The organism is Streptomyces sp. NBC_00386 (genome assembly GCF_036063235.1).
Lineage (GTDB): Bacteria > Actinomycetota > Actinomycetes > Streptomycetales > Streptomycetaceae > Streptomyces.
This window is the reverse complement of the sequence record NZ_CP107950.1, coordinates 1,527,622-1,553,688: the sequence shown is the minus strand read 5'-3', so window position 1 is coordinate 1,553,688 and position 26,067 is coordinate 1,527,622. Positions and strand designations below refer to the sequence as shown.

21 protein-coding genes are annotated in these 26,067 nt (G+C 71.0%); 11 read left to right on the top strand and 10 right to left on the bottom strand.

Features of this window, described 5'->3' with window-relative positions; translation table 11 throughout:
- Positions 1-8: 8 nt before the first annotated feature.
- Positions 9-386, bottom strand: a complete 378-nt coding sequence (locus OG780_RS06635) for a helix-turn-helix domain-containing protein (protein WP_328445634.1) — start codon at positions 384-386, stop codon at positions 9-11.
- Positions 387-405: 19 nt separating this feature from the next.
- The gene (locus OG780_RS06630; RefSeq protein WP_328445632.1) at positions 406-1,878 is read right to left on the bottom strand and encodes an MDR family MFS transporter; all 1,473 of its coding nucleotides are present in this window, start codon (positions 1,876-1,878) and stop codon (positions 406-408) included.
- 153 nt (positions 1,879-2,031) lie between these two features.
- On the opposite strand from OG780_RS06630, the gene OG780_RS06625 reads away from it, so the two are divergent.
- Both OG780_RS06625 and OG780_RS06620 read left to right on the top strand, forming a co-directional pair.
- Positions 2,032-2,679: a TetR/AcrR family transcriptional regulator gene (locus OG780_RS06625; protein WP_328445631.1), complete on the top strand. Its 648-nt coding sequence runs from the start codon at positions 2,032-2,034 to the stop codon at positions 2,677-2,679.
- A gap of 117 nt (positions 2,680-2,796) precedes the next feature.
- Positions 2,797-3,111, top strand: coding sequence for a hypothetical protein (locus OG780_RS06620; RefSeq protein WP_328445629.1), 315 nt, complete (start codon positions 2,797-2,799; stop codon positions 3,109-3,111).
- A 211-nt stretch (positions 3,112-3,322) separates the two neighbouring features.
- Here OG780_RS06620 and OG780_RS06615 read toward each other — a convergent pair whose 3' ends face one another.
- The gene (locus tag OG780_RS06615) at positions 3,323-4,999 is read right to left on the bottom strand and encodes an FAD-dependent oxidoreductase (RefSeq protein ID WP_328445627.1); all 1,677 of its coding nucleotides are present in this window, start codon (positions 4,997-4,999) and stop codon (positions 3,323-3,325) included.
- A 233-nt stretch (positions 5,000-5,232) separates the two neighbouring features.
- On the opposite strand from OG780_RS06615, the gene OG780_RS06610 reads away from it, so the two are divergent.
- The 7 genes from OG780_RS06610 to OG780_RS06580 all read left to right on the top strand — a co-directional run bounded on the left by OG780_RS06610 (position 5,233) and on the right by OG780_RS06580 (position 10,547).
- A complete protein-coding gene (locus tag OG780_RS06610; protein ID WP_328445625.1) occupies positions 5,233-6,357 on the top strand; it encodes a SchA/CurD-like domain-containing protein in 1,125 nt (374 codons plus the stop codon).
- Between the two features lie 65 nt (positions 6,358-6,422).
- A complete protein-coding gene (locus OG780_RS06605; protein WP_326784249.1) occupies positions 6,423-6,905 on the top strand; it encodes a cupin domain-containing protein in 483 nt (160 codons plus the stop codon).
- Positions 6,902-8,170, top strand: coding sequence for a beta-ketoacyl-[acyl-carrier-protein] synthase family protein (locus OG780_RS06600; RefSeq protein ID WP_328445623.1), 1,269 nt, complete (start codon positions 6,902-6,904; stop codon positions 8,168-8,170). The genes OG780_RS06605 and OG780_RS06600 overlap by 4 nt, the downstream gene beginning before the upstream one ends.
- Complete coding sequence (locus tag OG780_RS06595; protein WP_328445621.1) at positions 8,167-9,414, top strand: ketosynthase chain-length factor; 1,248 nt, start codon at positions 8,167-8,169, stop codon at positions 9,412-9,414. The genes OG780_RS06600 and OG780_RS06595 overlap by 4 nt, the downstream gene beginning before the upstream one ends.
- Before the next feature lie 29 nt (positions 9,415-9,443).
- The gene (locus OG780_RS06590) at positions 9,444-9,704 is read left to right on the top strand and encodes an acyl carrier protein (protein ID WP_326784246.1); all 261 of its coding nucleotides are present in this window, start codon (positions 9,444-9,446) and stop codon (positions 9,702-9,704) included.
- A 1-nt stretch (position 9,705) separates the two neighbouring features.
- Positions 9,706-10,185: an SRPBCC family protein gene (locus OG780_RS06585; RefSeq protein ID WP_326784245.1), complete on the top strand. Its 480-nt coding sequence runs from the start codon at positions 9,706-9,708 to the stop codon at positions 10,183-10,185.
- A gap of 29 nt (positions 10,186-10,214) precedes the next feature.
- A complete protein-coding gene (locus OG780_RS06580; protein WP_328445616.1) occupies positions 10,215-10,547 on the top strand; it encodes a TcmI family type II polyketide cyclase in 333 nt (110 codons plus the stop codon).
- An 85-nt stretch (positions 10,548-10,632) separates the two neighbouring features.
- Here OG780_RS06580 and OG780_RS06575 read toward each other — a convergent pair whose 3' ends face one another.
- The 3 genes from OG780_RS06575 to OG780_RS06565 all read right to left on the bottom strand — a co-directional run bounded on the left by OG780_RS06575 (position 10,633) and on the right by OG780_RS06565 (position 15,144).
- Positions 10,633-11,661, bottom strand: a complete 1,029-nt coding sequence (locus OG780_RS06575) for a methyltransferase (RefSeq protein ID WP_328445614.1) — start codon at positions 11,659-11,661, stop codon at positions 10,633-10,635.
- 29 nt (positions 11,662-11,690) lie between these two features.
- Positions 11,691-12,752, bottom strand: coding sequence for a right-handed parallel beta-helix repeat-containing protein (locus OG780_RS06570; protein ID WP_328445612.1), 1,062 nt, complete (start codon positions 12,750-12,752; stop codon positions 11,691-11,693).
- A gap of 172 nt (positions 12,753-12,924) precedes the next feature.
- Entirely contained in the window at positions 12,925-15,144 is a 2,220-nt protein-coding gene (locus tag OG780_RS06565; RefSeq protein ID WP_328445610.1) for an NADP-dependent isocitrate dehydrogenase, read from the bottom strand.
- Positions 15,145-15,463: 319 nt separating this feature from the next.
- Here OG780_RS06565 and OG780_RS06560 point away from each other — a divergent pair, with 319 nt between their 5' ends.
- Complete coding sequence (locus OG780_RS06560) at positions 15,464-17,017, top strand: M1 family metallopeptidase (RefSeq protein WP_328445608.1); 1,554 nt, start codon at positions 15,464-15,466, stop codon at positions 17,015-17,017.
- A 59-nt stretch (positions 17,018-17,076) separates the two neighbouring features.
- On the opposite strand, the gene OG780_RS06555 is transcribed toward OG780_RS06560, so the two are convergent.
- The 3 genes from OG780_RS06555 to OG780_RS06545 form a co-directional block, all read right to left on the bottom strand.
- Positions 17,077-18,165 (bottom strand): mechanosensitive ion channel family protein, encoded by a 1,089-nt coding sequence (locus OG780_RS06555; protein ID WP_328445606.1) that lies wholly within the window; start codon positions 18,163-18,165, stop codon positions 17,077-17,079.
- A 306-nt stretch (positions 18,166-18,471) separates the two neighbouring features.
- A complete protein-coding gene (locus OG780_RS06550) occupies positions 18,472-19,236 on the bottom strand; it encodes a crotonase/enoyl-CoA hydratase family protein (RefSeq protein WP_328445604.1) in 765 nt (254 codons plus the stop codon).
- A gap of 118 nt (positions 19,237-19,354) precedes the next feature.
- Complete coding sequence (locus OG780_RS06545) at positions 19,355-20,338, bottom strand: lysylphosphatidylglycerol synthase transmembrane domain-containing protein (protein ID WP_443062116.1); 984 nt, start codon at positions 20,336-20,338, stop codon at positions 19,355-19,357.
- A 333-nt stretch (positions 20,339-20,671) separates the two neighbouring features.
- On the opposite strand from OG780_RS06545, the gene OG780_RS06540 reads away from it, so the two are divergent.
- Positions 20,672-22,573 (top strand): ABC transporter ATP-binding protein, encoded by a 1,902-nt coding sequence (locus OG780_RS06540; RefSeq protein ID WP_328457932.1) that lies wholly within the window; start codon positions 20,672-20,674, stop codon positions 22,571-22,573.
- Between the two features lie 60 nt (positions 22,574-22,633).
- Here the strand turns inward: OG780_RS06540 and OG780_RS06535 are convergent, their stop codons facing one another.
- On the bottom strand, positions 22,634-25,855 hold the full coding sequence (locus tag OG780_RS06535; protein ID WP_328445602.1) for an alpha-L-rhamnosidase: 3,222 nt from the start codon (positions 25,853-25,855) through the stop codon (positions 22,634-22,636).
- Positions 25,856-26,067: the final 212 nt, after the last annotated feature.

Sequence of the window (26,067 nt, the reverse complement as noted above, 5' to 3'; positions counted from 1 at the left end):
TGTGTTCCTCAGCCGGTCACCTTCTCGGGCAGCCGCCCGCGCCGGCGCAGGATGGCGTGCACGGTGGACACGGCCGGTACACCGACCACGGCGCGCCGCACCAGTTCGTTGTGGATGCGGCGGGCTCCCCACCGCGGCTGCGCGTCGCGGATCTGCACGACGAGCGACTCGATCTCACCCGCCGTACGGGCCGGGGAGTTCTTGGGCCGCCGTGAGCGCGGTGCGAGCCCGTCGGCTCCCTCGGTGCGGAAACGGGCGAGGTAGACGTAGAACGTCTTGCGGGAGATGCCGTGGCGGCGACAGACCTCCGCCACGGTCAGCCGGTCGCGCTCCGGAGCCAGCAGGATGTCGATCCACTGCTCGGACAAGGCCATCACCTCTTTCACGACTTCCGTTCCTCCAAGATCAGTTGACGTTCTCCTGGGACCCGGCGCGCACGGCGGGCCGTTCCGCCTCCGCCTCCGGCTCCACGGCCGGCTGCTCCGCGGTCGCGACGACGCGTCCGGGGATGAACAGACTGGCGACGAGCATGACGAGCAGTCCCACCGCCACGGCGAGGTAGGCGAGGTGGAAACCGGACCGGGGATCGTCACCGGCGTTCTGCATCAGCAGCGCGACCACCGCGATGCCGATCGACGCGCCCAACTGGTTCAGCATGTAGAGCACGGAGCTGCCCTGCGGGACGAGATGTCCGGGCAGTGTCCGGTAGACCGATCCGATCACCGGCGCCCCGGCCGAACCGGTGCCGATGCCCAGGGTGAACGCGGCCAGCAGCGGCCAGAGTTCGCCGGTCTGCGCGTCGAAACGGCTGAACGCCAGCGAGCTGAGCAGCGCGACGGCCGCGCCGGTGAGGGCCAGGTTGCGCGAGCCCCACCGGTCGGACAGTCGCCCGGCGAGCGGCATTACCAGCGCGGAGCCCACGCCGAAGGGCGCCAGCCGCAGCCCGGACTCGAACACGCCGTAGCCGCGCACCTGTTGGTAGTAGAGCGGGATCACGAAGATGCTCGCGAAGGTGGCGAGCCCCAGCACGGCCGCCGCGACGACGCTCGCGGTGAAGCTGCGCCGGGTGAACAGCCGCAGGTCGATCAGCGGCGGCGTCCGGCGGGCGCGCAGCGCGTGAGCGGCGTACCCTGCGAGCAGGGCGACGGCGAGGGCCAGCGGCAGCAGCACCTGCCAGGTGGCGAAGGAGCCGCGCTGGGCCACCTCCGACAGCGCGAGCACACCGGAGGCGACGCCGGGGCCGATCAGCGCGACGCCCAGGATGTCGAGCCGGTCGACGGTACCGCGAGCCTCCGGCGATTCGGCCGGCAGGGTACGCCGGGCCAGGACGAAGGCGACGACCACGATCGGCACGTTGACGAAGAACATCCATCGCCAGTCGAGGCCTTGCAGGATGACCCCGCCGACGATCGGCCCGAGCACGGGCCCGGTGGAGCCGACGATGCCCATCACGCCCATCACTCGTCCGACCTGCGTGGGGCCGGCCGCACGGGCGAGCAGCGTGAGCATCAGCGGATCGAGGATCCCGGCGCCGACGCCCTGCACGACGCGGAAGAGGATCAGGCTGTCGATGTCCCAGGCGAGCCCCGAGGCGATCGAGCCGGCCATGAAGAGCACCAGGCCGGACAGCCACAGCCGCCTGCCGCCGACCCGCTCCACGGCCCACGCGGTGACGGGGATGGTGACGGTGAGCGCCAGCAGATAGCCGGTCGAGACCCAGCCGGTGGTGCTCAGTGAGGCGTCGAAGCGGGTGGAGAGAGTGTCTACGGCCACGGCGGTCATGGAGCCGTCGAGGATGCCCATGATCCCGCCGATGAGGATCACGCCGATCAACCGCCGTAAGGCCGGGTCGAGTTTGTCTTCCTGAGGGGTGGTCATCTCGTCTCCCGACGGAGTCGCTGCAACTGAACCTGCGGGTTCAATAATGAACCGGCGAGTTCAATTTACCAATCTCATCGGGATAGAAACATGCTGGTTCAGGAGACTGAAACAGTTGGTACAGTTCCGGCCCTCGCCGGATACGCTGGGCGCATGGCATCAGCAGCGGCAACGGCAGCACGGACGGCCCCGCGCGGGCGCATCGACAAGCGGCAGGCCATCCTCGACGCGGCCTTCGACGTCTTCGCCGAGCACGGCTATGTCCAGGCGCTGGTGCAGGAGATCGCCGAGCGGGCGGGTGTGGCCAAGCCGACGGTCTACAACCACTTCACCGACAAGGAGACCCTCTTCAGGGCCACCCTCACGGCCGCCGCGCACGCCGTCATGGACGGCAACATCGCCGTCCTGGACCGCATGCGCACACCCGGGGACGACCTGCGGGTGACGCTCGACGGCGTCGCCTACCAACTCGTCCGCTCCTGTTGCGACCGCCGCTCCCGCTCCTTGCGCTGGCTGACCTACGCCCAGGTGGCCCGTTTCCCCGACCTCATCACGGTGGTCCAGGGCTGTACGTCCGTGCGCATCGCCGAGGCGATGGCCGACCGGCTCGCCCGGCTCACCCTCTCCGGGCACCTGCGCCCCTGTGACCCCGCCCTGGCGGCCGAGCAACTGCTCGCCCTCATCACCGGCCCGCTCGAGACCCGCTCCCGGCTGGGCACCCGCAAAGTGACCATGGCCGAGATGCGCGCGCTGGCCGAGGCTGCCGTCGACACCTTCCTGCGGGCCTACGCCGCCGACTGACCCTCGGCGCCGGGCCAGGAACTCCTCGGTGAGCGCGTGCAGCCGGCGCGCGGCCGATGCATCGAAGTCCGCGGTACGCACGTCCGGATCCCGCCCACGCCGAACATGCGCCCGCTGATGCCGTTCCGTATCGACGACGTCAGTCCCGCCAGCGGCTGGCGAGTGGCACTCAGCACACAGTTCTGCGCCTACGCCGATAGTCAGGCAGCAGCACTGCTGGACGACCTCGCTGACGGCGGCACCGGAATCGTGCAGACAGCGTCGGTGCTGGCGGATAAACTCTTCCACGCGTTCGGAATCGCCGAAGCGACACCCATCACCCGGGACGTCCACGTCGCCGCCTTGGTGTCTGTGCTCTGGGGACCAGTTGGGGACCGCACGGTGTCCGCGCACTTGAACGGCACACACGTCAACGCACGTCATGCACCCTGACTTCGTGTTGCGTATGTGGGTAAAAGGGGTAAGCCGCATTTCTGGGGGTCAAGGGGTCGCAGGTTCAAATCCTGTCGTCCCGACTGTTGAAGTCGTGGCCGGAGGCCGTATCGGAATTCCGATACGGCCTCCGGCTGTTTTCCGTGCACCGTGGGGACGGCTGCCGGCCGACGCGCCGGGCGATGTCCCCGGACGGCCCGGAAGGGGCAGGTCAGACCTGGTCCAGCAGGGCCACCAGAGCCTTCCGCAGGGTCGTCCGGGGGTCCTTGGACGGTCCCTCGGACCGCCAGGCGACGAAGCCGTCGGGGCGGACCAGCACCGCGCCGTCCGCCCCGACACCGTGGGCCTCCGCCCAGGTGATGTCGCCCGCGGGGACCAGGTCCGCCTCGGGCCCGCCGCCGATCCGGTACGAGTCGAGGGGGACGGAGAGCTGCCGGGCCGTGTCCTTCGCCGCCGCGTGCCAGCCGCCGGCGCCCTCCGCCGAGCTCAGCAGCACCATGGAACGCTCGTACAGATCGAGCGTGGAGATCCGGGCGCCCGCGCGGGTCAGCCACATGTGCGGCGCCCTGCTCCCCGGCTCGCCCGTCAGCCGTACGCCCTCGGGCACGACGGGAGCTGCCGGATCGGCACCCAGGACCGCGCCCCTCGGGTAGCGGTAGGCGAGCGCCACATTGAGGATCCCGCCCTTCCTGCCGCCGGGGCCGCCCTGCCCGCCCTGCCCGCCCGCTCCGGGCTCGGGGGTGTAGCCGGGGTGGCTGTGCTCCACCGAACGCGACGAGGCGCGCGCGCTCGTCGCCTCCGCGACCGGCCGGCGCTCGGCGTCGTAGGACTTCAGCAGCCCCGGGCCGGCCCACCCGGCCAGCACGGCGGACAGCTTCCAGGCGAGGTTGTGGGCGTCCTGGATACCGGTGTTGGAGCCGAACGCCCCGGTCGGGGACATCTCGTGGGCCGAGTCACCGGCGAGGAACACCCGTCCCTGCGCGTACCGTTCGGCGACCCGCTCGGCCGCGTGCCAGGCCGCACGGCCGGTGATCTCCACGTCGAGATCCGGCACGCCGACGGCCCGCCGGATGTGCTCCACACAGCGCTCGTCGGTGAACTCCTCCAGCGTTTCCCCGTGTTCGGGGTGCCAGGGAGCGTGGAAGACCCAGTGCTCCTTGTTGTCGACGGGCAGCAGAGCACCGTCGGCCGCCGGATCGGTCAGATAGCAGACGATGAACCGGCGGTCGCCGACCACCTCCGCGAGGCCCCGCGAGGTGAACGTGAGGCTCACGTTGTGGAACAGGTCGCCCGGCCCGGTCCTGCCGATGCGCAGCGTGTCGCGGATGGGGCTGCGCGGACCGTCCGCCGCGACGAGATAGTCCGCGCGGATCGTCGTGTGCTCGCCGGTCTCCCGGCTCTTGACCTTCGCCGTCACTCCTTCGGAGTCCTGCTCGAACGACATCAGCTCCGTCGAGAACCGCAGGTCGCCGCCCAGTTCCCGGGCACTCTTCAGCAGCACCGGTTCGAGGTCGTTCTGGCTGCACAGGCACCACGCTCCCGGGCTGAAGCGGGCCAGCCCGCCGCCGGGGTCGATCTCCTTGAACAGCCACTCCCCGGCGTCGCCCACCAGGGTCGGAGTCTGGAGGATGCCGTGGTTGTCGGCGAGGACCGACGCCGCCTCCTCGATGCGCCGCTGCACCCCGGCCACCCGGAAGATCTCCATGGTGCGCACGTTGTTGCCGCGCCCCCGCGGGTGCATCGACGTACCCGCGTGACGCTCGACCAGGATGTGCGGCACCCCGAGGCGCCCCAGGAACAGCGAGGTCGAGAGGCCCACCAGCGAGCCGCCCACGATGAGGACGGGCGTATGGAGACCGTTCTCGCCGGCCTCTTCGAATCGGTTCATCGATTGCCTCCAGCGCCGCCTGGGACGCGAGTCAGGGATGGGATGCAGATTCCATGCCCGGTGCGGGCCGGTTCGCACGGCAGGGGCACCCGGATGGCGCGCGGTTCACTCGCCTGACCCGCGGGGCTCGCGGAGTACCGGACACGCGGCAACGATCAGCTCATGGCGGCCCCGGCGTTTCGGATACCGCGGTCGTTCCTGACTTCCGTGACGAAAAGGAGAGGTGTGCCGCAATGCCCAACTCGGCACGTATCGCGCAGTCGGCCTTCGACGGCTCGAAGCTTCGGGTGATCCTGCTGCTCGACCTGTACGAAGGCGCCCAGCAGCAGTTCCTCGACGCCTACGAACTCATGCGCAACCAGGTCGCCTCGGTCCCCGGTCACATCAGTGACCAGCTCTGCCAGTCGATCGAGAACCCCTCGCAGTGGCTCATCACCAGCGAGTGGGAGAGCGCCCCGCCCTTCCTCGCCTGGGTGAACAGCGAGGAGCACGTCGAAACCGTCCGGCCCATGCACAGCTGCGTCCGGGACACCCGGTCGATGCGCTACAGCATCCTCCGCGAGACCAGCCCCACAGAGCCGCTCGCCCCGGAGCCGGCCAGGTCGGCCCTGCAGGTCGAGGCCCGCGAGGGCAACGGAGTCGCGCGCCACGCCCTCACCTTCACCGTCAAGCCCGGATCCGAGTCGAAGGTCGCGGAGATCCTGGCCGGGTACGAGTCGCCCCAGGCCCAGGTAGACGACACCACCCGGCTGCGCCGCACCTCGCTGTTCATGCACGGCAACCGCGTCGTGCGGGCCGTGGAGGTAGAGGGCGACCTCCTCGCGGCACTGCGCCACGTGTCGCGCCAGCCCGAGGTGCGGGCGGTCGAGGAGGCCATCAATCCCTACCTGGAGCAGGACCGGGACCTGAGCGACCCCGACTCGGCGCGGGTCTTCTTCACCCGTGCGGCGCTCCCCGCCGTGCACCACGTGGTCTCCGGCCGCGAGGAACCCGCGAAGGTCACCCGGCACGCCCTGTTCTACCCGGCCCGCAAGGGCTGCGGAATGGAACTGGCCCGGCTGCTCGCCCACCAGGACGAGGCCGCGGCCGACGACCCGGCGAGCCCGGTGTACAGCAGCACCGTCTTCCAGCGCGACGACATCGTGGTGCGGCTCATCGACATCACCGGCGACCTCGACCTCGACCCCGTCGCCTCCCTGGGCCTCAAGGGCGCCAAGAAGGCCGCCGAACTGGAGCGCCTCCTCGACGGCCCCGCGATCGGCGTCGAAGGCTCCCTGGAGACGGAACGCAACATCAACCGCCTCCTGTCGCACGCCGACATGCTGCCCGTCACCGACCGGAGCTCGGGGCCCTCCTGACGGACCACCGCAGCCCGCGTACCCGGACGTCATCAGACGTCCTCGCCACACCCGGAGGTTCAAGCATGATCAAGCACCATCCACGCATCGTGGACCTGAGCGAGACGGAACCCAACCGCAGGCGCGGAGGAGACATCCGGGCCCTGCTCACGCCCGCCACGGCGGGGTCCACCAGCGGCTTCATGGGCCTGGCGATCATCCAGCCCGGCGAGCGCATCGGCGAGCACTACCACCCGTACTCCGAGGAGTTCGTGTACGTGGTCAGCGGCGCCCTCGAGGTGGACCTGGACGGTGAGGCGTTCGCGCTCAGGCCCGACCAGGGCCTGCTGATCCCGATCGACATGCGGCACCGCTTCCGCAACGTCGGCGACGAGGAGGCCCGCATGGTCTTCCACCTCGGCCCGCTCGCCCCGCGACCGAGCCTCGGCCATGTCGACACGGAGGCCACCGACGACACCGTGCCGAGCCCCGAGTTCATGACCGCCGTACCCAACCTGTCCGCGCCGGACCACGGACAGCCGTCCGAACGAAGCGGGGCCATAAAGTGACCCGCCGGGTGGCCGTCACCGGCATCGGTGTGGTCGCTCCGGGAGGCACCGGGACAAAGGCGTTCTGGGACCTCCTCGAAGGCGGCCGCACCGCGACCCGTGGCATAACGCTCTTCGACCCGGTGGGCCTGCGCTCGCGCATAGCCGCCGAATGCGACTTCGACCCGCTCGCGCACGGCCTGGACCCCGATCTGGTCGAACACACCGACCGGTACATCCAGTTCGCCGTGGTCGCGGCCGGAGAGGCCGTCCGCGACTCCGGCCTCGACACGGACCAGGAAGACCCCTGGCGCGTCGGAGTCTCCCTGGGCAGCGCCGTCGGCGGCACCACCCGCCTGGAACACGACTACGTCCAGGTCAGCGAGCGGGGCCGGCGGTGGGACGTGGACCACCGGGCGGCCGACCCGAAACTGCACCTCGCGTTCGCGCCCAGCACCCTCGCCTCGGTCGTCGCCGAACAGTTCGGGGCGCAGGGACCGGTGCAGACAGTCTCCACCGGCTGCACCTCCGGGCTCGACGCCGTCGGATACGCCTTCCACACCATCGAGGAAGGCCAGGCCGACGTCCTGATAGCCGGGGCGTCCGACTCGCCGATATCCCCGATCACGATGGCCTGCTTCGACGCCATCAAGGCCACGTCGCCCGACAACGACGACGCCGCGCACGCCTCCCGGCCCTTCGACGCCAACCGCAACGGCTTCGTCATGGGCGAGGGCGCGGCCGTACTGGTCCTGGAGGAGTACGAGCACGCCAGGGCGCGCGGCGCGCACATCTACTGCGAGATCGGCGGCTACGCCACCTACGGCAACGCCTACCACATGACCGGTCTGACCAGCGAGGGCCTGGAGATGTCCCGGGCCATCGACAGCACGCTCGACCAGGCCCGCCTCGACCCCACCCTCATCGACTATGTCAACGCGCACGGCTCCGGCACCCGGCAGAACGACCGGCACGAGACCGCCGCGGTCAAACGGTCCCTGGGCGAACACGCCCACCGGACACCGATGAGCTCCATCAAGTCCATGGTGGGCCACTCGCTGGGCGCGATCGGCGCGATCGAGGTCGTCGCCTGCGTCCTCGCCCTGAAGCACCAGGTGGTGCCGCCCACGGCGAACTACGAAACCCCCGACCCCGAGTGCGACCTGGACTACGTGCCGCGCACCGCACGCCCGCGGAAGCTCAGGAATGTGCTCTCCGTCGGCAGCGGGTTCGGCGGATTCCAGTCCGCGGTGCTCCTGACCGGGCCGGCTGGGAGGACACGATGAGCACTCAGCGCCCCGGGCACGCGGCCGTCACCGGCATCGGTGTCATCGCGCCCAACGGACTGCGCGCCGACGCCTACTGGAAGTCCGTCAGGGAAGGCCTCGGCTTCCTGGACCGGATCACCCGCGAGGGATGCGGACACCTGCCGCTGCGCGTCGCGGGTGAGGTCCGGGCCTTCGACGCCGCGGACCTCATCGAGGAGCGTTTCCTCGTCCAGACCGACCGCTTCAGCCACTTCGCGATGGCCGCGACCGTCCTCGCCATCGACGACGCGGGCCTCGGAGCGGTCGGCCCCGAGGACGCCTACGACATCGGCGTGGTCACCGCCGCCGGATCGGGCGGCGGCGAGTTCGGCCAGCGTGAACTGCAGAAACTGTGGGGCCAGGGCTCCAAGTTCGTCGGCCCCTACCAGTCCATCGCCTGGTTCTACGCGGCCAGCACCGGCCAGATCTCCATCCGCGGCGGATTCAAGGGGCCGTGCGGAGTCGTCGCGAGCGACGAGGCCGGGGGACTGGACGCCATCGCGCACGCCGCCCGTGGTGTACGGCGCGGCACGGGCGTGATGGTCGTCGGCGCCGCGGAGGCGCCGCTCGCCCCGTACTCGATGGTCTGCCAGCTCGGCTACCCCGAGCTCAGTACCGTCGAGGACCCCGCTCGCGCCTACCGTCCCTTCACCGAGGGAGCCTGCGGCTTCGTGCCCGCGGAAGGCGGCGCCATGCTCGTCGTGGAGGACGAGCGGCGTGCGCGCGAGCGGGGAGCGGAGGTCCGGGCCCTGGTGGCCGGGCACGCGGCCACGTTCACCGGGGCCTCCCAGTGGGAGCGGTCCCGCGAAGGACTCGCCCACGCGATCCGGGGCGCCCTCGCCGAGGCCGGCATCGCCCCGGAGGAGATCGACGTCGTCTTCGCCGACGCTCTCGGCGTCCCGGCCGCGGACCGCGCCGAAGCCCTGGCCATCGCCGACGCCCTGGGGGCGCACGGCACCCGGGTACCCGTCACGGCGCCCAAGACGGGAATCGGACGGGCCTACTGCGGGGCACCCCTGCTGGACACCGCGGCCGCGGTCCTCGCGATGGAGCACGGCCAGATCCCTCCCACCCCCAACGTGTTCGACATCTGCCACGACCTCGACCTGGTGACGTCGAACGCCCGACCCGCCGAACTGCGCACGGCCCTGGTCCTCAGCAGGGGACTCATGGGGTCCAACTCGGCCCTGGTCGTACGGCGCGGCGGCGACCACGCCCGGTAGCCCGGGCCGCACGTGAGGAGAACAACCACATGATCACCACCGAAGTGACCGTCGACGAACTGGCCGCCCTCATGAAGAAGGCCGCCGGGATCACCGTCGACCCCCACGAACTCGCGCAGTCCCTCGACGCGCCGTTCGGCACCCTCGGACTCGACTCGCTCGCCCTGCTCGGCATCGTCGGCGAACTGGAGAACCGGTACAGCCGGCCCCTGCCCCCCGACGCGGAGCGATGCAAGACCCCGCGGGCGTTCCTCGCTCTCATCAACGACACCCTCAAGGCTGGAGCCTGAAGTGGCTGGACACACCGACAACAGCGTCGTCATCGACGCCCCCCTCGACCTCGTGTGGGACATCACGAACGACATCGAGAACTGGCCGCGGCTCTTCAGCGAGTACGCGTCCCTCGAGATCCTGACCCGGGACGGCGACACGACCACCTTCCGCCTCACCATGCACCCGGACGACAACGGCAAGGTGTGGAGCTGGGTCTCGCAGAGAACCGTCGACCGTGCCGGGCGGACCGTCCGGGCGCGCCGCGTCGAGACGGGACCGTTCGCGCACATGAACATCCGGTGGGAGTACGAGGAGACCCCGGCCGGTACGCACATGCGCTGGGTGCAGGACTTCGCGATGAAGCCCGACGCCCCCGTCGACGACGCCTGGATGACGGACAACATCAACCGCAACTCCGTCACGCAGATGGCCCTCATCCGGGACCGGATCGAGCAGGTCGCCCGTGAGCGCCGCAGCCCCGCGGCCATGCCCCGCTGACCACCGAACCGGCACAGGAAGGACACCCGATGCACCACGCCCTGATCGTCGCCCGTATGGCGCCCGACTCGGCTCCGGCGATCTCCGACGTGTTCGCCGCCTCCGACCGGGGTGAGCTCCCGCACCTCATCGGGGTCAACCGGCGCAGCCTCTTCCAGTTCGGTGACGTGTACCTGCACCTCATCGAATCCGAACGGGACCCGGGGCCCGCCATCGCCAAGGTGGCCGGGCACCCCGAGTTCCGGAGCGTCAGCGAGGAACTGTCGGCGTACGTCAGCGCGTACGACCCGCAGACCTGGCGCAGCCCCAAGGACGCCATGGCGCGCTGCTTCTACCGCTGGGAGCGCGACACCGCCTCCTGATCGGCACCGTGACACAACCCGAGGCCGCCGGCTCCGCGACGAAGCGGAACCGGCGGCCTCGGGTTTTCCTCCGTGCGTCGCCCGGTCAGCCCGGGACGGTGCACTCGAAGGCGTGCAGATAGGGGTTCACCGGGCGGATCTCGCCGATGACCAGGCCCGCCGCCGTGAGCCGGTCGACCATGCTCTGCCGGGTGTGCTTGGCACCGCCGACGTTGAGGAGCAGCAGCAGGTCCATGGCCGTCGTGAACCGCATCGACGGGGTGTCGTCCACGAGGTTCTCGATGACGACGACGCGGGCGCCGGGCCGGGCGGCCGCACGGACGTTCGCGAGCGCCCTGCGGGTGCTCTCGTCGTCCCACTCCAGGATGTTCTTGATGATGTACACGTCCGCCTGGACCGGGATGGCCTCGCGGCAGTCCCCGGCCACGATCCGCACCCGGTCGGACAGCGCCCCGCCGTTCCGCAGGCGCGGGTCGGCGTTCTCCACCACGCCCGGCAGGTCGAGCAGGGTGCCGTGCATCCCGGGGTGCTTCTCCAGCAGACTGGCCACGACGTGACCCTGGCCGCCTCCGATGTCGGCGACCGACTTCACGCCCCGCAGGTCGAGCAGCTTCGCGACGTCCTGGGCGGACTGCGAACTGGACGTCGTCATGGCCCGGTTGAAGACGTGCGCGGACTCGGGGGCGTCTTCGTTGAGGTACTCGAAGAACTCCTTGTCGTACACCTCCTCGAAGACGTTGCGGCCGGAGCGGACCGCCTCGTCGAGCTTCGGCCAGACGTTCCACGTCCACGGCTCGGTGCACCACAGGGCGATGTAGCGCAGGCTGTCCGGGGCGTCCTCGCGCAGCAGCCGGGACATCCGCGTGTGCTCGAACGTGCCGTCCGGGCGCTCCGCGAAGACGCCCTGGCAGGACAGGGCGCGCAGCAGCCGGCGCAGGGTCCCCGGCTGGGTCTTCACCGCGGCGGCCAGGTCCTCCGCACTCATGGGCGTGTCGTCCAGGGCGTCCGCCACACCCAGCCGCGCCGCGGCGCGTACGGCGGCGGCGCGGGCCGCTCCGAAGACGAGTTCCCGCAGCTGCATGGACGGCGGGGGACTCTGATCCACAGTTGTCATTCGTGCCTCGTTTCTGTGTCGTGCCCCACTCAGCACATTCCGGCGGGCTCGGAGACCTTGCAGGTGTTGCTCCGGAACGTGTTGCCCTTGCCGGTGGTGTCGCGGTTGGCGAGGTCGGAGGGACCGTTGCGCAGGACCACGTTGTCGCGCACCTCGTTGCGCTCGCTGAGCGCGCCCACGAAGCTCTTGAACAGCACGATGCCGCCCGACAGCGGGGAGGTGCCCACGTTGTCCTCGACCCGGTTGTGCGTCACGCGGGTGTCCTCGGCGCCGGTGAGGACGATTCCCGAGCCCTGGAGGGCGGGCAGCCGCGGGGTCTTGGGGCAGGACTTGTTGTTGGCGTGGATGTAGTTCCCGCGGACGGACAGGTTCCCGACGCGCGGCTTGTTCTCGTCGCCCACGACGAACACCGCGGTGCAGTTGCCGGTGGCCTCGTTGCGGGCGACGGTCAGGTTCCGCAGCCGCCGCACCGTGATGCCGATCCGGTTGCCGCTCAGCAGGTTGTGGGCGACCACCGTTCCCTGCGTGTCGCGGGCTCCCTCCTCGGTGGTGACCGTGTTGGAGAGGAACAGGCCGGCGTCGCCGTTGTCCTTGGCGGTGTTGCGGACGAACCTGGTCCGGACGGACCTCTCCTCGGCGAGACCCCACTGGCCGTTCTTCTCGGCGGTCACCCCGCGCACCGTCAGCCCGTCGGTCCCGGAGGCCCACAGACCCTGCTTGGAGAAGCCCCTGACGGTCAATGAGGCGACGGTGACGTCGCGCAGGCGCTTGCTGTCGGTCCCGGTCACACAGATGCCGTTGCCCGCCTTGGCGCAGGCGTCGGTGGCGGCGGTGTTCGGCACGATGACGGTGGACCTGGCGCTAGCGCCGCGCAGGGTCACGTCCCGCACCGTGATGGTGACGCTCTCGTGATAGGTGCCGGGGGCGACGACGACGGTGTCGCCCGCTCGTGCCGAGTTCACGGCCTTCTGGATGGATTCACCCTGGCGTACCAGGTGCACTGAGGGGTGGTCGGCGGGCAGGGCTGCGCCCACTCCCGATGCCACGACCACAGCCGTGCACGCGAGGTAGGCCATCTGTTGTCTGGTCATGGGCCGAAGCTATGAACGGGCGTTCCGGCCCGCCACCGGTGATCGCCCAGGTGGCCTTCTCCGTCACCGTGACGCGCCGGGAGACCTCACGCCGCCGCCCCGGCCGGAGGATCCGGCCGGGGCGGCGGGTGCGGAGCCGAGCCCGCGAGGTGGTGCGTGGGTGACGCGTGGATCAGGCGAGGTTCGCCAGCGTCTCGTTCCAGGTGGCGGACGGGCGCATGATCTTCGCGGCCTTGGCGGGGTCGGGCTGGTAGTAGCCGCCGATGTCGGCCGGGTTGCCCTGGACCGCGTTCAGCTCGCCGACGATCGTCTGCTCCTGCGCGGCCAGCGTCTCGGCGAGCTGGGCGAACGCCTTGGCGAGGTCCGCGTCGTCGCTCTGGCGCGCCAGCTCCTGCGCCCAGTACAGGGACAGGTAGAAGTGGCTGCCGCGGTTGTCGATGCCGCCGACGCGACGGGTCGGGGACTTGTCCTCTTCGAGGAAGGTCGCCGTGGCGCGGTCGAGGGTGTCGGCGAGGACCTGGGCGCGGGCGTTGCCGGTGGTCTTCGCGAACTGCTCGAGGGACGGTACGAGGGCGAAGAACTCGCCGAGGGAGTCCCAGCGCAGGTAGTCCTCCTTGACGAGCTGCTGGACGTGCTTCGGCGCGGAGCCGCCGGCGCCCGTCTCGAACAGGCCGCCGCCCGCCATCAGCGGGACGACCGACAGCATCTTGGCGCTGGTGCCCAGCTCCAGGATCGGGAACAGGTCGGTCAGGTAGTCACGCAGCACGTTGCCGGTGACCGAGATGGTGTCCTCGCCGCGGCGGATGCGCTCCACCGACAGCTTGGTGGCCTCGACCGGGGCCAGGACGCGGATGTCCAGACCCTCGGTGTCGTGCTCCGTCAGGTACTCGTCGACCTTGGCGATCAGGTTGGCGTCGTGGGCGCGGGTCTCGTCCAGCCAGAACACGGCCGGGTCGCCGGTGGCGCGGGCGCGGGTGACGGCGAGCTTCACCCAGTCCCTGATCGGCGCGTCCTTGGTCTGGCAGGCGCGGAAGATGTCGCCGGCGGAGACCGCCTGCTCCAGCACCGCGTCGCCGGCCGCGTCGACGAGGCGGACCGTGCCGGTGACCGGGATCTCGAAGGTCTTGTCGTGGCTGCCGTACTCCTCGGCCTTCTGCGCCATGAGGCCGACGTTCGGGACGGAGCCCATGGTCGACGGGTCGTAGGCGCCGTTGGCGCGGCAGTCCTCGATCACGGCCTGGTAGACGCCGGAGTAGGAGGAGTCCGGCAGGACCGCGAGGGTGTCGGCCTCCTGGCCGTCCGGGCCCCACATGTGGCCGGAGGTACGAATCATGGCCGGCATCGAGGCGTCGACGATGACGTCGGACGGCACGTGCAGGTTGGTGATGCCCTTGTCGGAGTCGACCATCGCGAGGGTCGGGCCCTCGGCGAGCTCGGCGTCGAAGGACGCCTTGATCTCGGCACCCTCGGGGAGGGCCTCCAGGCCCTTGTAGATGCCGCCGAGACCGTCGTTCGGGGTCAGACCGGCGGCGGCGAGCGTCTCGCCGTGCGCCGCGAACGTCTTCGGGAAGAAGGCGCGCACGACGTGACCGAAGACGATCGGGTCGGAGACCTTCATCATCGTGGCCTTGAGGTGCACCGAGAACAGGACGCCCTCGGCCTTGGCGCGGGCGATCTGCTCGGTGAGGAACTCGCGCAGCGGCGCGACGTGCATGACGGACGCGTCCACGACCTCGCCGGCCTGCACGGGCACGGACTCGCGGAGCACGGTGGTGGAACCGTCGTCGCCGACCAGCTCGATGCGCAGCGCGCCGGCCTCGGAGATCACCACGGACTTCTCGGTGGAGCGGAAGTCGTCGACGCCCATGGTGGCGACGTTCGTCTTCGACTCGGGCGACCACGCGCCCATGCGGTGCGGGTGGGCCTTGGCGTAGTTCTTGACCGACGCGGGGGCGCGGCGGTCGGAGTTGCCCTCGCGCAGCACCGGGTTCACGGCGCTGCCCTTGACCTTGTCGTACCGGGCGCGGATGTCGCGCTCCTCGTCCGACTTCGGGTCGTCCGGGTAGTCCGGAAGCGCGTAGCCCTGAGCCTGAAGCTCGGCGACGGCGGCCTTGAGCTGGGGGATCGACGCCGAGATGTTCGGCAGCTTGATGATGTTCGCGCCGGGCGTCTTCGCCAGCTCACCGAGCTCGGACAGGGCGTCCGCGATGCGCTGGTCCTCCTGGAGGAACTCCGGGAAGAGGGCGATGATGCGCCCGGCAAGCGAGATGTCACGGGTCTCCACAGTGACACCCGCCTGAGAGGCGTACGCCTGGACCACCGGCAGGAACGAATACGTCGCCAGGGCCGGGGCCTCGTCAGTGTGCGTGTAAATGATGGTCGAGTCAGTCACCGGGTGCTCCGCTCCACGTCTGCAACATTGCTCGACATCAAGATATCTCGTGAGCGCCCCCGGCTCGACAGCGGTCCGTCCCGCGTCGGGCCGGGCGTGGTGGAAATCCGCCGTCCGCACCCGGCCGGGTCCGCCGGCACGACGACCACGGGCATCCACCCCCTCCCGCGTACCGCGACTGTGAACGCCCGGTGTGAAGTGAACGCGGGAATCGGCGTTCGAAGGCAACCGGACGGCCCGCCCGTGCGTACTGGTGTGTGATCGGTAATTGATCTTGCGGCGGACCTTTTGCCTTCTGCCGCCCGAACGAAAGCGAACCATGAGATATCGCACCAGAGTGACGGCCCCCGCGGCCGCGCTGCTCGGTACGGCGGCCGCGCTCGCCGCCGCCCCCACCGCCTCGGCGCGGCCCCAGGCCTTAAGGCCGGACCAGGGCACCCCGGGCGCGGAGACCCTCGGTGACTCCGTCTACCCGGCCCTCGGCAACGACGGCTACCGCGTCGAGGCGTACCACCTCGACTTCTCGTACGACGCCACGACCCGCCTGGTCGACGCCAAGGCGACCCTGAGGATCAAGGCGACCCAGGACCTCTCGCGCTTCTCGCTCGACGCGCTCGGCCTGGACGTGCGCGCGGTGAAGGTCGGAGGCGTGGCCGCCGGCTTCGAGCAGGTGGACGAGAAGCTGCGGATCACTCCGGTGCGGATCCTGCCGAAGTCCTGCGCCGTCGCGGTCTGTGTCGAGTACGGCGCCGACCCGGCCAGGACGCTGGCGTACACCGCCTGGGTTCCCACCCCCGACGGCTTCGCCATCTGCCCCCAGCCCAACGCGGCGCACACGGTCTTCCCGTGCAACGACCACCCGACGGACAAGGCGGACTTCAGCTTCCGCATCACCGTGCCGAACACCCTGCGCGGTGTCGCGAACGGCTCGCTGACCGGCACGGAGCAGCTCGACGGCGACCGGACCGCGTACACGTACCGTTCGGCCGACCCGATAGCCACCGAGCTGGTGCAGATCACCGTCGGCGACTACGTCGTCAAGGAACGGCAGGGCCCGCACGGGCTGGGGCTGCGGGACGTCGTCCCGACGGCGCGCGCCGCCGCGCTGGAGCCGGCGCTCGCGCTCACCCCGGGCCTCGTGGAATGGCTGGAACAGCGCCTCGGTGCCTACCCGTTCGAGACGTACGGGCTGCTGCCCTGCAACTCCGACGCCGCGAACGCCTTCGACTTCACGGGCCTGGAGACCCAGACCCTGACGCTCTACAAGCCGAACTTCCTGCTCCAGGAGGAGAAGAAGATCGGCTCGCACATGATGCACGAGCTGGTGCACTCCTACTTCGGCAACAGCGTCAGCCCCGCCAACTGGGCCGACCTGTGGCTGAACGAGGGCCACGCGGACTTCTACGGGCTGCTCTACCGCTACGAGCGCGGCTGGGCCGACTCGCTCGGTCTGATCACCATGGAAGCCCGGATGAAGGACACGTACGCCAGGGGCGACCAGTGGCGTCAGTCCTCGGGGCCCGTCGCCGCGCCGAACGCCGTCAACCTGTTCGACAACCAGCGCTACCTGGGCGGAGTCCTGGTCCTGTACGCGCTGCGCGAGCTCGTCGGCGAGGACGTCTTCAACCGCATCGAGCGCACGTTCCTCGATCGGTACCGCAACCGCGCGGCGACCACCGCCGACTACGTCGCGGTCGCCACCGAGATCTCCGGACAGGACCAGTCGGGCTTCCTGAACGACTGGCTGTACGGGACGAAGACACCGCGCATGCCGAACCACCCGGACTGGACGGTCACCCCGGTCGTGTCGAGCCTGGTCGCGCCGCGCAACCGCGTGCCCGGCCACTACCCGGACTCGACCGCCACGCTCTGACCGGGCGGGCGAACGGCCGGGGGCCGGGCGGAAGTCTCCGCCCGGCCCCCGGCCCCGTCTCAGGGCCGCTTCGAGGCAGCCTCGCGCTGATGCGGTATGGCGGTCTCCAGGAAGCCCGTCCCGCCGGACTGGAGCGCGACCGTGCGGGCGGGCGACGGAATCCGGATGCCCTCGTCCCGGTAGCGCTTGTGCAGGGCCTTGATGAACTCGTGCTTGATCCGGTACTGGTCACTGAACTCGCCCACGGCCAGGATCACGGTGAGACCGATGCGCGAGTCGCCGAAGGTGTGGAAACGCACGGCGGGTTCGTGTTCCGGGACGGCGCCGTCGATCCCGGTCATCACCTCGGCGACGACCTCGTTCGTGACCCGCTCGACGTGGTCGAGGTCGCTGTCGTAGCCGACGCCGACCTGCACCAGGAGTGTCATCTGCTGCTCGGGCCGGGTGAAGTTGGTCATGTTGGTGCCCGAGAGCTGGGCGTTGGGGATGATGACCAGGTTGTTGGAGAGCTGACGGACGGTGGTGTTGCGCCAGTTGATGTCGACGACGTACCCCTCCTCCCCGCTGCTCAGCCGGATGTAGTCGCCCGGCTGGATCGTCTTCGAGGCGAGGATGTGCACGCCCGCGAAGAGGTTGGCGAGGGTGTCCTGGAGCGCGAGGGCGACGGCCAGACCGCCCACGCCCAGGGCCGTCAGCAGGGGAGCGATCGAGATCCCCAGGGTCTGGAGGACGATCAGGAAGCCGATCGCCAGCACCACGACCCGGGTGATGTTGACGAAGATGGTGGCCGAACCGGCGACGCCCGAGCGGGACTGCGTCACCGACCGGACCAGGCCGGTGATCAGCCGGGCCGCGGTGACCGTCGTGACGAGGATGAGCAGCACGGTCAGCGACCGGTTGACGGTGCGGCCGACCGGCGCGGTCAGCGGAAGCACCGCGGCCGCGGCGGCGATGCCTCCGGCCACCGCCGACCACGGTACGACGGTGCGCAGGGCGTCGACCATGACGTCGTCGCCGCTCCAGCGGGTGCGCTCGGCGTGCTTGCCCAGCCAGCGCAGCAGCATCCGCAGCAGGAACGCCGTCAGCAGCCCGGCCGCCACGGCTATTCCGGCGATCATCAGGTCGTCCAGGGTGACGGAGCGCTTCATCGGTGACCTCCTCGGGGACCGTGACCGGGGTGAGGGCCCGCGGGCCGAATGTGCTGTGTAGTCACTTGCCACCTGCTCGAATCCGGGAACGCGCGATCATGCCCGGACGTCTGTTCGTCTTCGCCCGGGGAGACCGCTCATCCTGCCGCATCCGGCTGCCCCTCCGTCACCAGCCCTGCGAGGGGCCGCCCTTGACACCCTGCGGTCCCACCTCGGCCGACCGCCCGGCCGCCCACGACAGAGCAGGGCTCCGCCCCGGCTGCAGAGTCCGACGCACCGGCGCCCGCACCGGCGCCCCACCGGGTGTCACAGTTCGTCGAACGTGCCGTGCCGCCCCGCGCCGGACGCGAAACGGGCCGCGCCCTCCATGCTCTCCTCCAGTACGCCCATGCCGTGACGGAGTTCGGTCCGCATGGCCTCCTTCTCGATCAGGCCCTCCTGGTCGAGGACCGAGGCCCGGTCACTGCGCAGACAGGACTGCGGGAAGCCGGCGATCTCGGCGGCCAGCCGCTCGGCCTCGGCGCGGGCCCGGCCGGCCGGGACGAGACGGTTGGCGAGCCCCATCTCGTACGCCTCCCGGGCGCCGACCGGACGGCCGGTGAGGATCATGTCCATCGCACGGCTCATGCCGATGAGCCGCGGCAGCCGTACCGTGCCCCCGTCGATCAGCGGCACGCCCCAGCGGCGGCAGAACACCCCGAAGACGGCGTCCTCCTCGGCCACCCGCAGGTCGCACCAGAGCGCCAGCTCCAGACCGCCGGCCACGGCGTGCCCCGCGACCGCCGCGATCACCGGCTTGGTCAGGCGCAGCCGGGTGGGACCCATCGGCCCGTCACCGTCCTCGGCGACCTCGTTCCCCCGCTCGGTGCCGACGGCCTTGAGGTCCGCGCCCGCGCAGAACGTGCCGCCCTCGCCCCAGAGCACGGCGACGCGCGCCGTCTCGTCGGCCTCGAACTTGCGGAAGGCGTCCGCGAGTTCGGCGGCGGTCGGCCCGTCCACCGCGTTGCGGGCCGCGGGCCGGGAGAGGACGACGGTGGTGACGTGACCCTGACGTTCGCTACGGACCGGCATCGCGCCGTCCCCTTTCGGCGGCCGGCGCGCCACACCGCACGCCGTGGTTACTCCTCGGTATCACAGCACGCGGCGCACCGCACGGCCCAGGAGGCGGAAAGGCTCTCGTCCCCTGGCGTCAGATCACCTTCCAGCGGACCAGCGCCCCGAGCGTGAGCGCCCCCGGCAGCAGCGGCACCCACACCGTGATGATCCGGTACGCCAGCACCACCGCGGTCGCCACGGCCACCGGGCCGCCCGCCGCGACCAGGGTCACGACCAGCGCGGCCTCCACCGAACCGAGCCCCCCGGGTGTCGGCACCATCGCGACCGCGATCGTCGCCGCCAGGTAGGCGATCATCATGTGCGTGGGTGACACCGGGAGGCCCAGCGCCCGTCCCACCGAGGCCAGCCCGGCGGCCTGGAGCAGCGGGAACGCGAGCGAGCCGCCCCACAGGGCGAAGGCGCGCGAGGGCCGGGTGTGCACCGAGCGGGCCTCCCCGAAAGCGGTGCGCAGGAAGGAGAGGACGGCCGTGCGCAGCCGTCGTACGAGAACGAGCACCGCCAGCGCGGCGCACAGGGCCACGACGACGCCGAGCAGCAGCGGTCCGATCGCACCCTCCGGTATCAGACCGTCGACCCGGATCGCACCGGGGAACGCGATCAGCAGGCCGAGCAGCAGGGCCAGCCGGGCGACCGCCTCGGCCAGCAGATACAGCGCGAGCGCGGCCGAGGAGCGGGCGAGCGGCACCCCGCACACCGTCATGAACCGCAGATTGACCGCCCCGGCGCCCAGCCCCGTCGGCAGCAGGTGGTTCGCGGCGCCCGCGGCGAACTGCGTGGCGAGCAGCCGGCGGGCGGGCAGCCGTTCCATGACCGCGCCCTGCCGGGTCACGGCCGCGGCCACCCAGGTCAGACAGGTCGCGGCGGCCGCGGCGACGAGCCAGGGCCACTCGGCCGACCGCAGATGGCCGAAACCCTCGACGAGCACGGACCGGTGGCGCACGGCCACCACGAGGACCAGCGCGAGCGGGAGCAGGCACAGGACCGGCCGGACGGCAGGCCGCAGGGTGAGGCGGCGGGGGAGCCGGGGCAGCGCCCGGGGAAGTCGTACGGCTGTCACATCCGGAGAGGTTTTCCCTGCCGCACCAACGTGAGGTTGCGGGCGCGGGGACGGCGGCTGACGTGCCGGGCAAGCCGCGGGAGGGGTGGCCCCCGGGTGCCCGGTGCCGACCCTGGTGTTCACCTCGACGCCCACCGCGGCACCGATTCCGGTACCCCGCACGGCGCTCCGCACGGTGTCCACCGCGGTGTCCGCCCTGGTCCCGAGCGCGGTGCCGCCCTCGGCGTCCGCGGAGCCACCCTCGGCGTCCGCGGGGGCCCACCCGAGCGAGTGGGCCCGCCCGGATCCGTTGACCTCAACAAAGCTTGAGGTCCTACTGTCTCTCTTATGAGTATGGAGACCACAGCCTGGACACAGTTGCACAGTGTCATGAACGCCCAACAGGAGCGTCGTCCCTTCGACCGTGCGACCCTGCGCCGCATCGCCGCCTTCGCCCGCCCGCACCGCCGTCGTATCGCGCAGTTCGTCCTCCTCAGTGTGGTGACCGCGCTGCTGGCCGTCGCGACGCCGGTGCTCGCGGGGCACGTCGTGGACACCATCGTGGCCCACGGGGACGAGAGCACCGTCATCCGTCTTTCCGTGCTCATCGCCGTCATCGCGCTCGCCGAGGCGGCGTTCGGGATTCTGGGCCGCTGGCTCTCGTCGAGGCTCGGCGAGGGACTCATCCTCGATCTGCGGACGGCTGTCTTCGATCATGTGCAGCGCATGCCGGTCGCGTTCTTCACACGTACACGTACGGGCGCGCTCGTCAGTCGACTCAACAACGACGTGATCGGCGCCCAGCGCGCCTTCAGCAACACCTTGTCCGGCGTCGTCGGCAATCTGGTGACCCTGCTGCTCACCCTGGTCGTGATGCTCACCCTGTCCTGGCAGATCACCCTGCTCGCGCTGGTCCTGCTGCCGGTGTTCGTGCTCCCCGCCCGCCGGATGGGCAGCCGCATGGCCAAGCTCCAGCGGGAGGCAGCGGACCTCAACGCCGCCATGGGCACCCGGATGACCGAACGCTTCTCCGCGCCCGGCGCCACCCTCGTCAAGCTCTTCGGGCGGCCCGGGGAGGAGTCCGCCGAGTTCGCGGCGCGGGCCCGGCGGGTGCGGGACATCGGGGTGCGTACGGCGATGGCCCAGTCCGCCTTCATCACCGCCCTGACCCTGGTGTCCGCTCTGGCGCTCGCCCTCGTCTACGGGCTCGGCGGCTGGTTCGCCCTGCAGGGCACCCTGGAGCCGGGTGCCGTCGTCTCACTGGCACTGCTGCTCACCCGTCTGTACGCGCCGCTCACCTCGCTGGCCGGGGCGCGCGTCGAGGTCATGAGCGCCCTGGTCAGCTTCGAGCGCGTCTTCGAGGTGCTCGACCTGAAGCCGCTCATCGAGGAGAAGCCGGAGCCCCGCACGCTCCCGGACGAGCCCGCGGCCGTCGAGTTCGAGGACGTCCGCTTCGCCTACCCGTCCGCCGACAAGGTCTCCCTCGCCTCCCTGGAGGAGGTCGCCGCCCTCGACACCCGGGGCGGCGACGAGGTCCTGCACGGCATCTCCTTCCGCGCCGAACCCGGCCAGACCGTCGCGCTCGTCGGCTCCTCGGGCGCCGGCAAGTCGACCATCGCGCAACTGCTGCCGCGGCTGTACGACACCGACGCCGGCACCGTACGCATCGGCGGGGTCGACGTCCGCGAGCTCAGCGCCGCGTCGATGCGCGCGACCCTCGGCATGGTCACCCAGGACGGGCACCTCTTCCACGACTCGGTCCGCGAGAACCTGCTCCTCGCCCGGCCGGCCGCGACCGAGGACGAGCTGTGGGACGTGCTGCGCCGGGCCCGTCTCGAGGAGCTCGTACGGTCGCTGCCCGACGGCCTCGACACCGTGGTCGGCGAGCGCGGTTACCGGCTCTCCGGCGGCGAGCGCCAGCGCATGACCATCGCCCGGCTGCTGCTCGCCCGCCAGCGGGTCGTCATCCTGGACGAGGCCACCGCCCATCTCGACAACACCTCGGAGGCGGCCGTCCAGGAGGCGCTCACCGAGGCACTGGAGGGGCGCACCGCCGTCGTGATCGCGCACCGGCTGTCGACGGTACGGGCCGCCGACCTGATCCTGGTCGTCGAGGCTGGCCGGATCGTCGAGCGGGGCACCCATGAGGCCCTGCTCGCGGCGGACGGGCGCTACGCGGAGCTGTACCGGACACAGTTCAGGACCGGCAGGCACGACGAGCCGCGGATCCCGGCCACGGCGGACGCGACGCCCTAGGGACGAACGGGCGACGCGAACGCCGTGGCCACCTGATCCCCCGGCCCCCCGGGGCTCCGGTCAGGTGGTGAACCGGTGGCTGCCGGAGCCCACGCGGTACACCGAACAGCCGTCCTCCGTGCGCAGGAAGGCCGCGCCGGTGTGCGAGACCGTGTCCGGGCCGCTCGCGGGGATCCACACCTCGGCCGTGGTGTTGGCGGGCACGGCGCAGGTGAGGTCGAAGCCGTCGGAGCGCTGCCGCCACCGGGTGGAGACCGGGCCGTACAGGGAGGTGAACGTGGCCCGCGCGGAGGTGACGCCGCCGCCCGGACGGGGGCGGACGACGGTCTCCCGGTAGCCGGGCCGGCCCGGGGAGATGCCGGCGATGTTGGCGTACATCCACTCACCCACCGAGCCGTAGGCGTAGTGGTTGAAGGAGTTCATGTCCGGGGTCTGGAAGCTGCCGTCGGGCCGGACGGAGTCCCAGCGTTCCCACATCGTGGTGGAGCCCTTGTCGATCTGATAGCCCCAGCTCGGGAAGGAGCGCTGCAGGAGCAGCCGGTAGGCGACATCGGTGTGACCGGTGTCCGTGAGGACGGGCAGCAGCCGGGGTGTGCCGAGGAAGCCCGTCGACAGATGCCAGTCCTTCGCGCGGATCAGGTCGACGAGGCGCCCGGCCGCCGCCGTGCGCAGGGCGTCCGGAACCAGGTTCATCGACAGGGCGAGCACGTACGCCGTCTGCGTGTCGCCCCTCACCCTCCCGTCCGCGCCGACATAGGCGTTCCGGAACGCCTCGCGGACGCGCTCGAAGAGACCGGCCCAGGGCGCGGCGTCCTCGCCGAGCACCGTGGCCATCCGGGCCGCGAGGTCGGCGCTGTGCGCGAAGTACGCGGTGGCGACGACGTCCTTGGGCGTCTCGTCCGAGACGTTCAGCCAGTCGCCGTACCCGTCCGCGGGCCGCAGCAGGCCGTGGCTGTGGCGCTCCAGGTAGCCCAGCCACGCCTGGACGGACGGCCAGGCGTCGGCCAGGACCTGCCGGTCCCCGTAGGCCTCGTACAGCGACCAGGGGACGGTGACCCCCGCGTCGCCCCAGCCCGCGACTCCGTTGCCGACCGTCCCGACCATGGGCGCCACGTCCGTGAACGCGCCCTCGGCGGTCTGGCCGTCGCGCAGGTCCACGAGCCACTTGGCCAGGAAGCGCGCCGACTCCATCGTGTAGGCGGCCGTGGGGGCGAAGACGTTGATGTCACCGGTCCAGCCCAGCCGCTCGTCGCGGGCGGGCGTGTCCGTCGGGACGGAGAGGAAGTTGCCCCGCTGGCCCCAAGTGATGTTGCTGTGCAACTGGTTGAGCATCGGGACGTCGGTCTCGAAGTCGAGGGTGAAGGGTGCCGACGTATGCATGACGCGGCCCGTCACGGCCGCGGCGGAGGGAGTGCCGGGGAACCCGATGACCTCGACATAACGGAACCCGTGGAAGGTGAAGCGCGGTTCGTACGTCTCCTCGCCGCCGCCCTTGAGGGTGTACGTGTCGGTCGCCGCCGCCGAGCGCAGGTTCGCGGTGTAGAGGGTGCCGTCCGGGTTCAGGACCTCGGCGTGACGCATCCGCACGGTCGTCCCGGCCTCGCCCGAGACGCGCAGCCGGACCGAGCCGACCATGTTCTGGCCCAGGTCGAAGACGTACACGCCCGGGGCCGGTTCGGTCACCTTCTCGGCCGGCCGCTCACCGGCCACGCGCACCGGGCCGTCGAGCTGCGCGACGATCCGGCGGGGCGCGCCCTCGCCCGCGGCACGGACGGCGAGCCAGGTCCGGTCGTCGAAACCGGGTGAGGTCCAGCCGTCGGTCTCCCCGCGCGCGTCGTACGTCTCACCGCTCAGCAGGTCGGCCGCGACGATCGGTCCGGCCGCGGCCCGCCAGTCGGTGCCCGACGTGACACGCTCACTCGTCCCGTCCGCGTACTCGATCTCCAACTGCGCCAGCAGCGCGGGGCGTTCACCGTACTGGTGGGGTCCGAACATGCCGACGTTCCCGGCGTACCAGCCCGGTGCCACGAAGGCGCCGAGGGCATTGGCCCCGGGCCGCAGGAGGGAGGTGACGTCGTAGGTCTGGTACTGGACGCGTTCGCGGTAGTCGGTCCAGCCGGGGGCGAGCTGGTCGCGGCCCACCCGGTGGCCGTTGAGGTGGGTCTCGTACAGGCCGAGAGCCGTGGCGTACAGGCGCGCGCGGGCCACCCGCCTGCCGGGCAGCGTGAACTCGTGGCGCAGCTGGTTCGCGGCGAAGCGCGCCGGAACGACCCTGCCCCAGGGGCCCGCGCCCCACGCGGCGGCCACTCGCGCCGCGGGCCAGCCGCTGTCGTCGAAGCCGTCGCCGCGCCAGTCGCCGGAGGGCTTCGTGTCCGTGGTCCTCCAGGACGCGTCGGTGACGGTCCGCCGCTCACCGGAGGCGGTGCTCACGGCGAGAACGGCGACCAGACCGGCGGGCCCCACCGTCGCGTTGGCCGCCTCGACCGCGAGGACGTTCCGTCCGGGACGCAGCCGTCCGAGGACGTCGACGACGGCCGGACGGCGCCAGTCCTCGTACTCGGTCGCCAGGTCGGTGCGGGTCACCTCGGTGCCGTTGACCGAGAGCGAGAAAACGTTGTCAGCGCTGATGGCGATCCGCGCGGCCGTGACGTCGTCGGGGAGTTCGACGACCCGCCGGAACCACCGGGTGGCCGCCGGAGCGCTGCTCGCCGGATCCCCCTCGGGGAACCAGATCCAGGCGCTGCCTTCGAGGGAGGGCGCGTCCGTGAGGGCGGGGGGAGCCGAGACCCACTGCGCCGACCAGGGCGTGTCCATGAGACCGGTCTCCCACCAGGACGGCGCGCTCCAGCCGGAGGCCGCGCCGTCGGCGTCCCAGACCCGCACGGACCAGAAGTAGCGCGTGCGCGGGGCGAGCCGAGGACCGGCGTACGGGACGAGGACGGACTGTTCGGACGCCACCTTCCCGCTGTCCCAGACGTCGGGAGAGGACAGGCCCGCCACGCTGGAGGCGACCCGGATCCGGTATGCGCTCTGCCGGGTCCCCGGCTCGTCCGAGACCATCGGCCAGCTCAGCCGGGGGTGCTGTGTGTCGAGCCCCAGGGGGTGCTCGACGTACTCGACGGTCGGAGCGGTGACGCGCGGGGCTGCGCGCCGGGCGCGCGGTCCGCGCCGCGCGGGTGCCGACGAGGGCGCGGCCGAGGCCGGTCCCGCTCCGGCGGCCGTTGCCGCGACGACACCCGCCGCGCCGGCCGCGCCGGCCAGGATGTTCCTCCTGCTGATCAACTGGGGCCCCTCACCTAGGAGTTGTGAATCGTTTCACGGCGGTGAAGGTAGGGGCGGGGGAGGTGATGGTCAACAAGTGCGGCGGTATTTTCCGGAAATCGGCCATGCTTATTCGTGTCATCAGGCGAATCGGCTGGTTCGCGTGCTCGAACATTGAACGGTTTCAATTGATCGGAGGGGGGTGGCTGCCGCCGTGTGCGGCCGACTGGAGG

What these genes read in the sequence shown, in the direction of transcription:
- OG780_RS06630 (WP_328445632.1), bottom strand. Translation starts at nt 1,878, where the DNA reads ATGACCACCCCTCAGGAAGACAAACTCGACCCGGCCTTACGGCGGTTG.
- OG780_RS06625 (WP_328445631.1), top strand. Translation starts at nt 2,032, where the DNA reads ATGGCATCAGCAGCGGCAACGGCAGCACGGACGGCCCCGCGCGGGCGC.
- OG780_RS06620 (WP_328445629.1), top strand. Translation starts at nt 2,797, where the DNA reads ATGCCGTTCCGTATCGACGACGTCAGTCCCGCCAGCGGCTGGCGAGTG.
- OG780_RS06615 (WP_328445627.1), bottom strand. Translation starts at nt 4,999, where the DNA reads ATGAACCGATTCGAAGAGGCCGGCGAGAACGGTCTCCATACGCCCGTC.
- OG780_RS06610 (WP_328445625.1), top strand. Translation starts at nt 5,233, where the DNA reads ATGCCCAACTCGGCACGTATCGCGCAGTCGGCCTTCGACGGCTCGAAG.
- OG780_RS06605 (WP_326784249.1), top strand. Translation starts at nt 6,423, where the DNA reads ATGATCAAGCACCATCCACGCATCGTGGACCTGAGCGAGACGGAACCC.
- OG780_RS06595 (WP_328445621.1), top strand. Translation starts at nt 8,167, where the DNA reads ATGAGCACTCAGCGCCCCGGGCACGCGGCCGTCACCGGCATCGGTGTC.
- OG780_RS06590 (WP_326784246.1), top strand. Translation starts at nt 9,444, where the DNA reads ATGATCACCACCGAAGTGACCGTCGACGAACTGGCCGCCCTCATGAAG.
- OG780_RS06580 (WP_328445616.1), top strand. Translation starts at nt 10,215, where the DNA reads ATGCACCACGCCCTGATCGTCGCCCGTATGGCGCCCGACTCGGCTCCG.
- OG780_RS06575 (WP_328445614.1), bottom strand. Translation starts at nt 11,661, where the DNA reads ATGACAACTGTGGATCAGAGTCCCCCGCCGTCCATGCAGCTGCGGGAA.
- OG780_RS06570 (WP_328445612.1), bottom strand. Translation starts at nt 12,752, where the DNA reads ATGACCAGACAACAGATGGCCTACCTCGCGTGCACGGCTGTGGTCGTG.
- OG780_RS06560 (WP_328445608.1), top strand. Translation starts at nt 15,464, where the DNA reads ATGAGATATCGCACCAGAGTGACGGCCCCCGCGGCCGCGCTGCTCGGT.
- OG780_RS06555 (WP_328445606.1), bottom strand. Translation starts at nt 18,165, where the DNA reads ATGAAGCGCTCCGTCACCCTGGACGACCTGATGATCGCCGGAATAGCC.
- OG780_RS06550 (WP_328445604.1), bottom strand. Translation starts at nt 19,236, where the DNA reads ATGCCGGTCCGTAGCGAACGTCAGGGTCACGTCACCACCGTCGTCCTC.
- OG780_RS06540 (WP_328457932.1), top strand. Translation starts at nt 20,672, where the DNA reads ATGGAGACCACAGCCTGGACACAGTTGCACAGTGTCATGAACGCCCAA.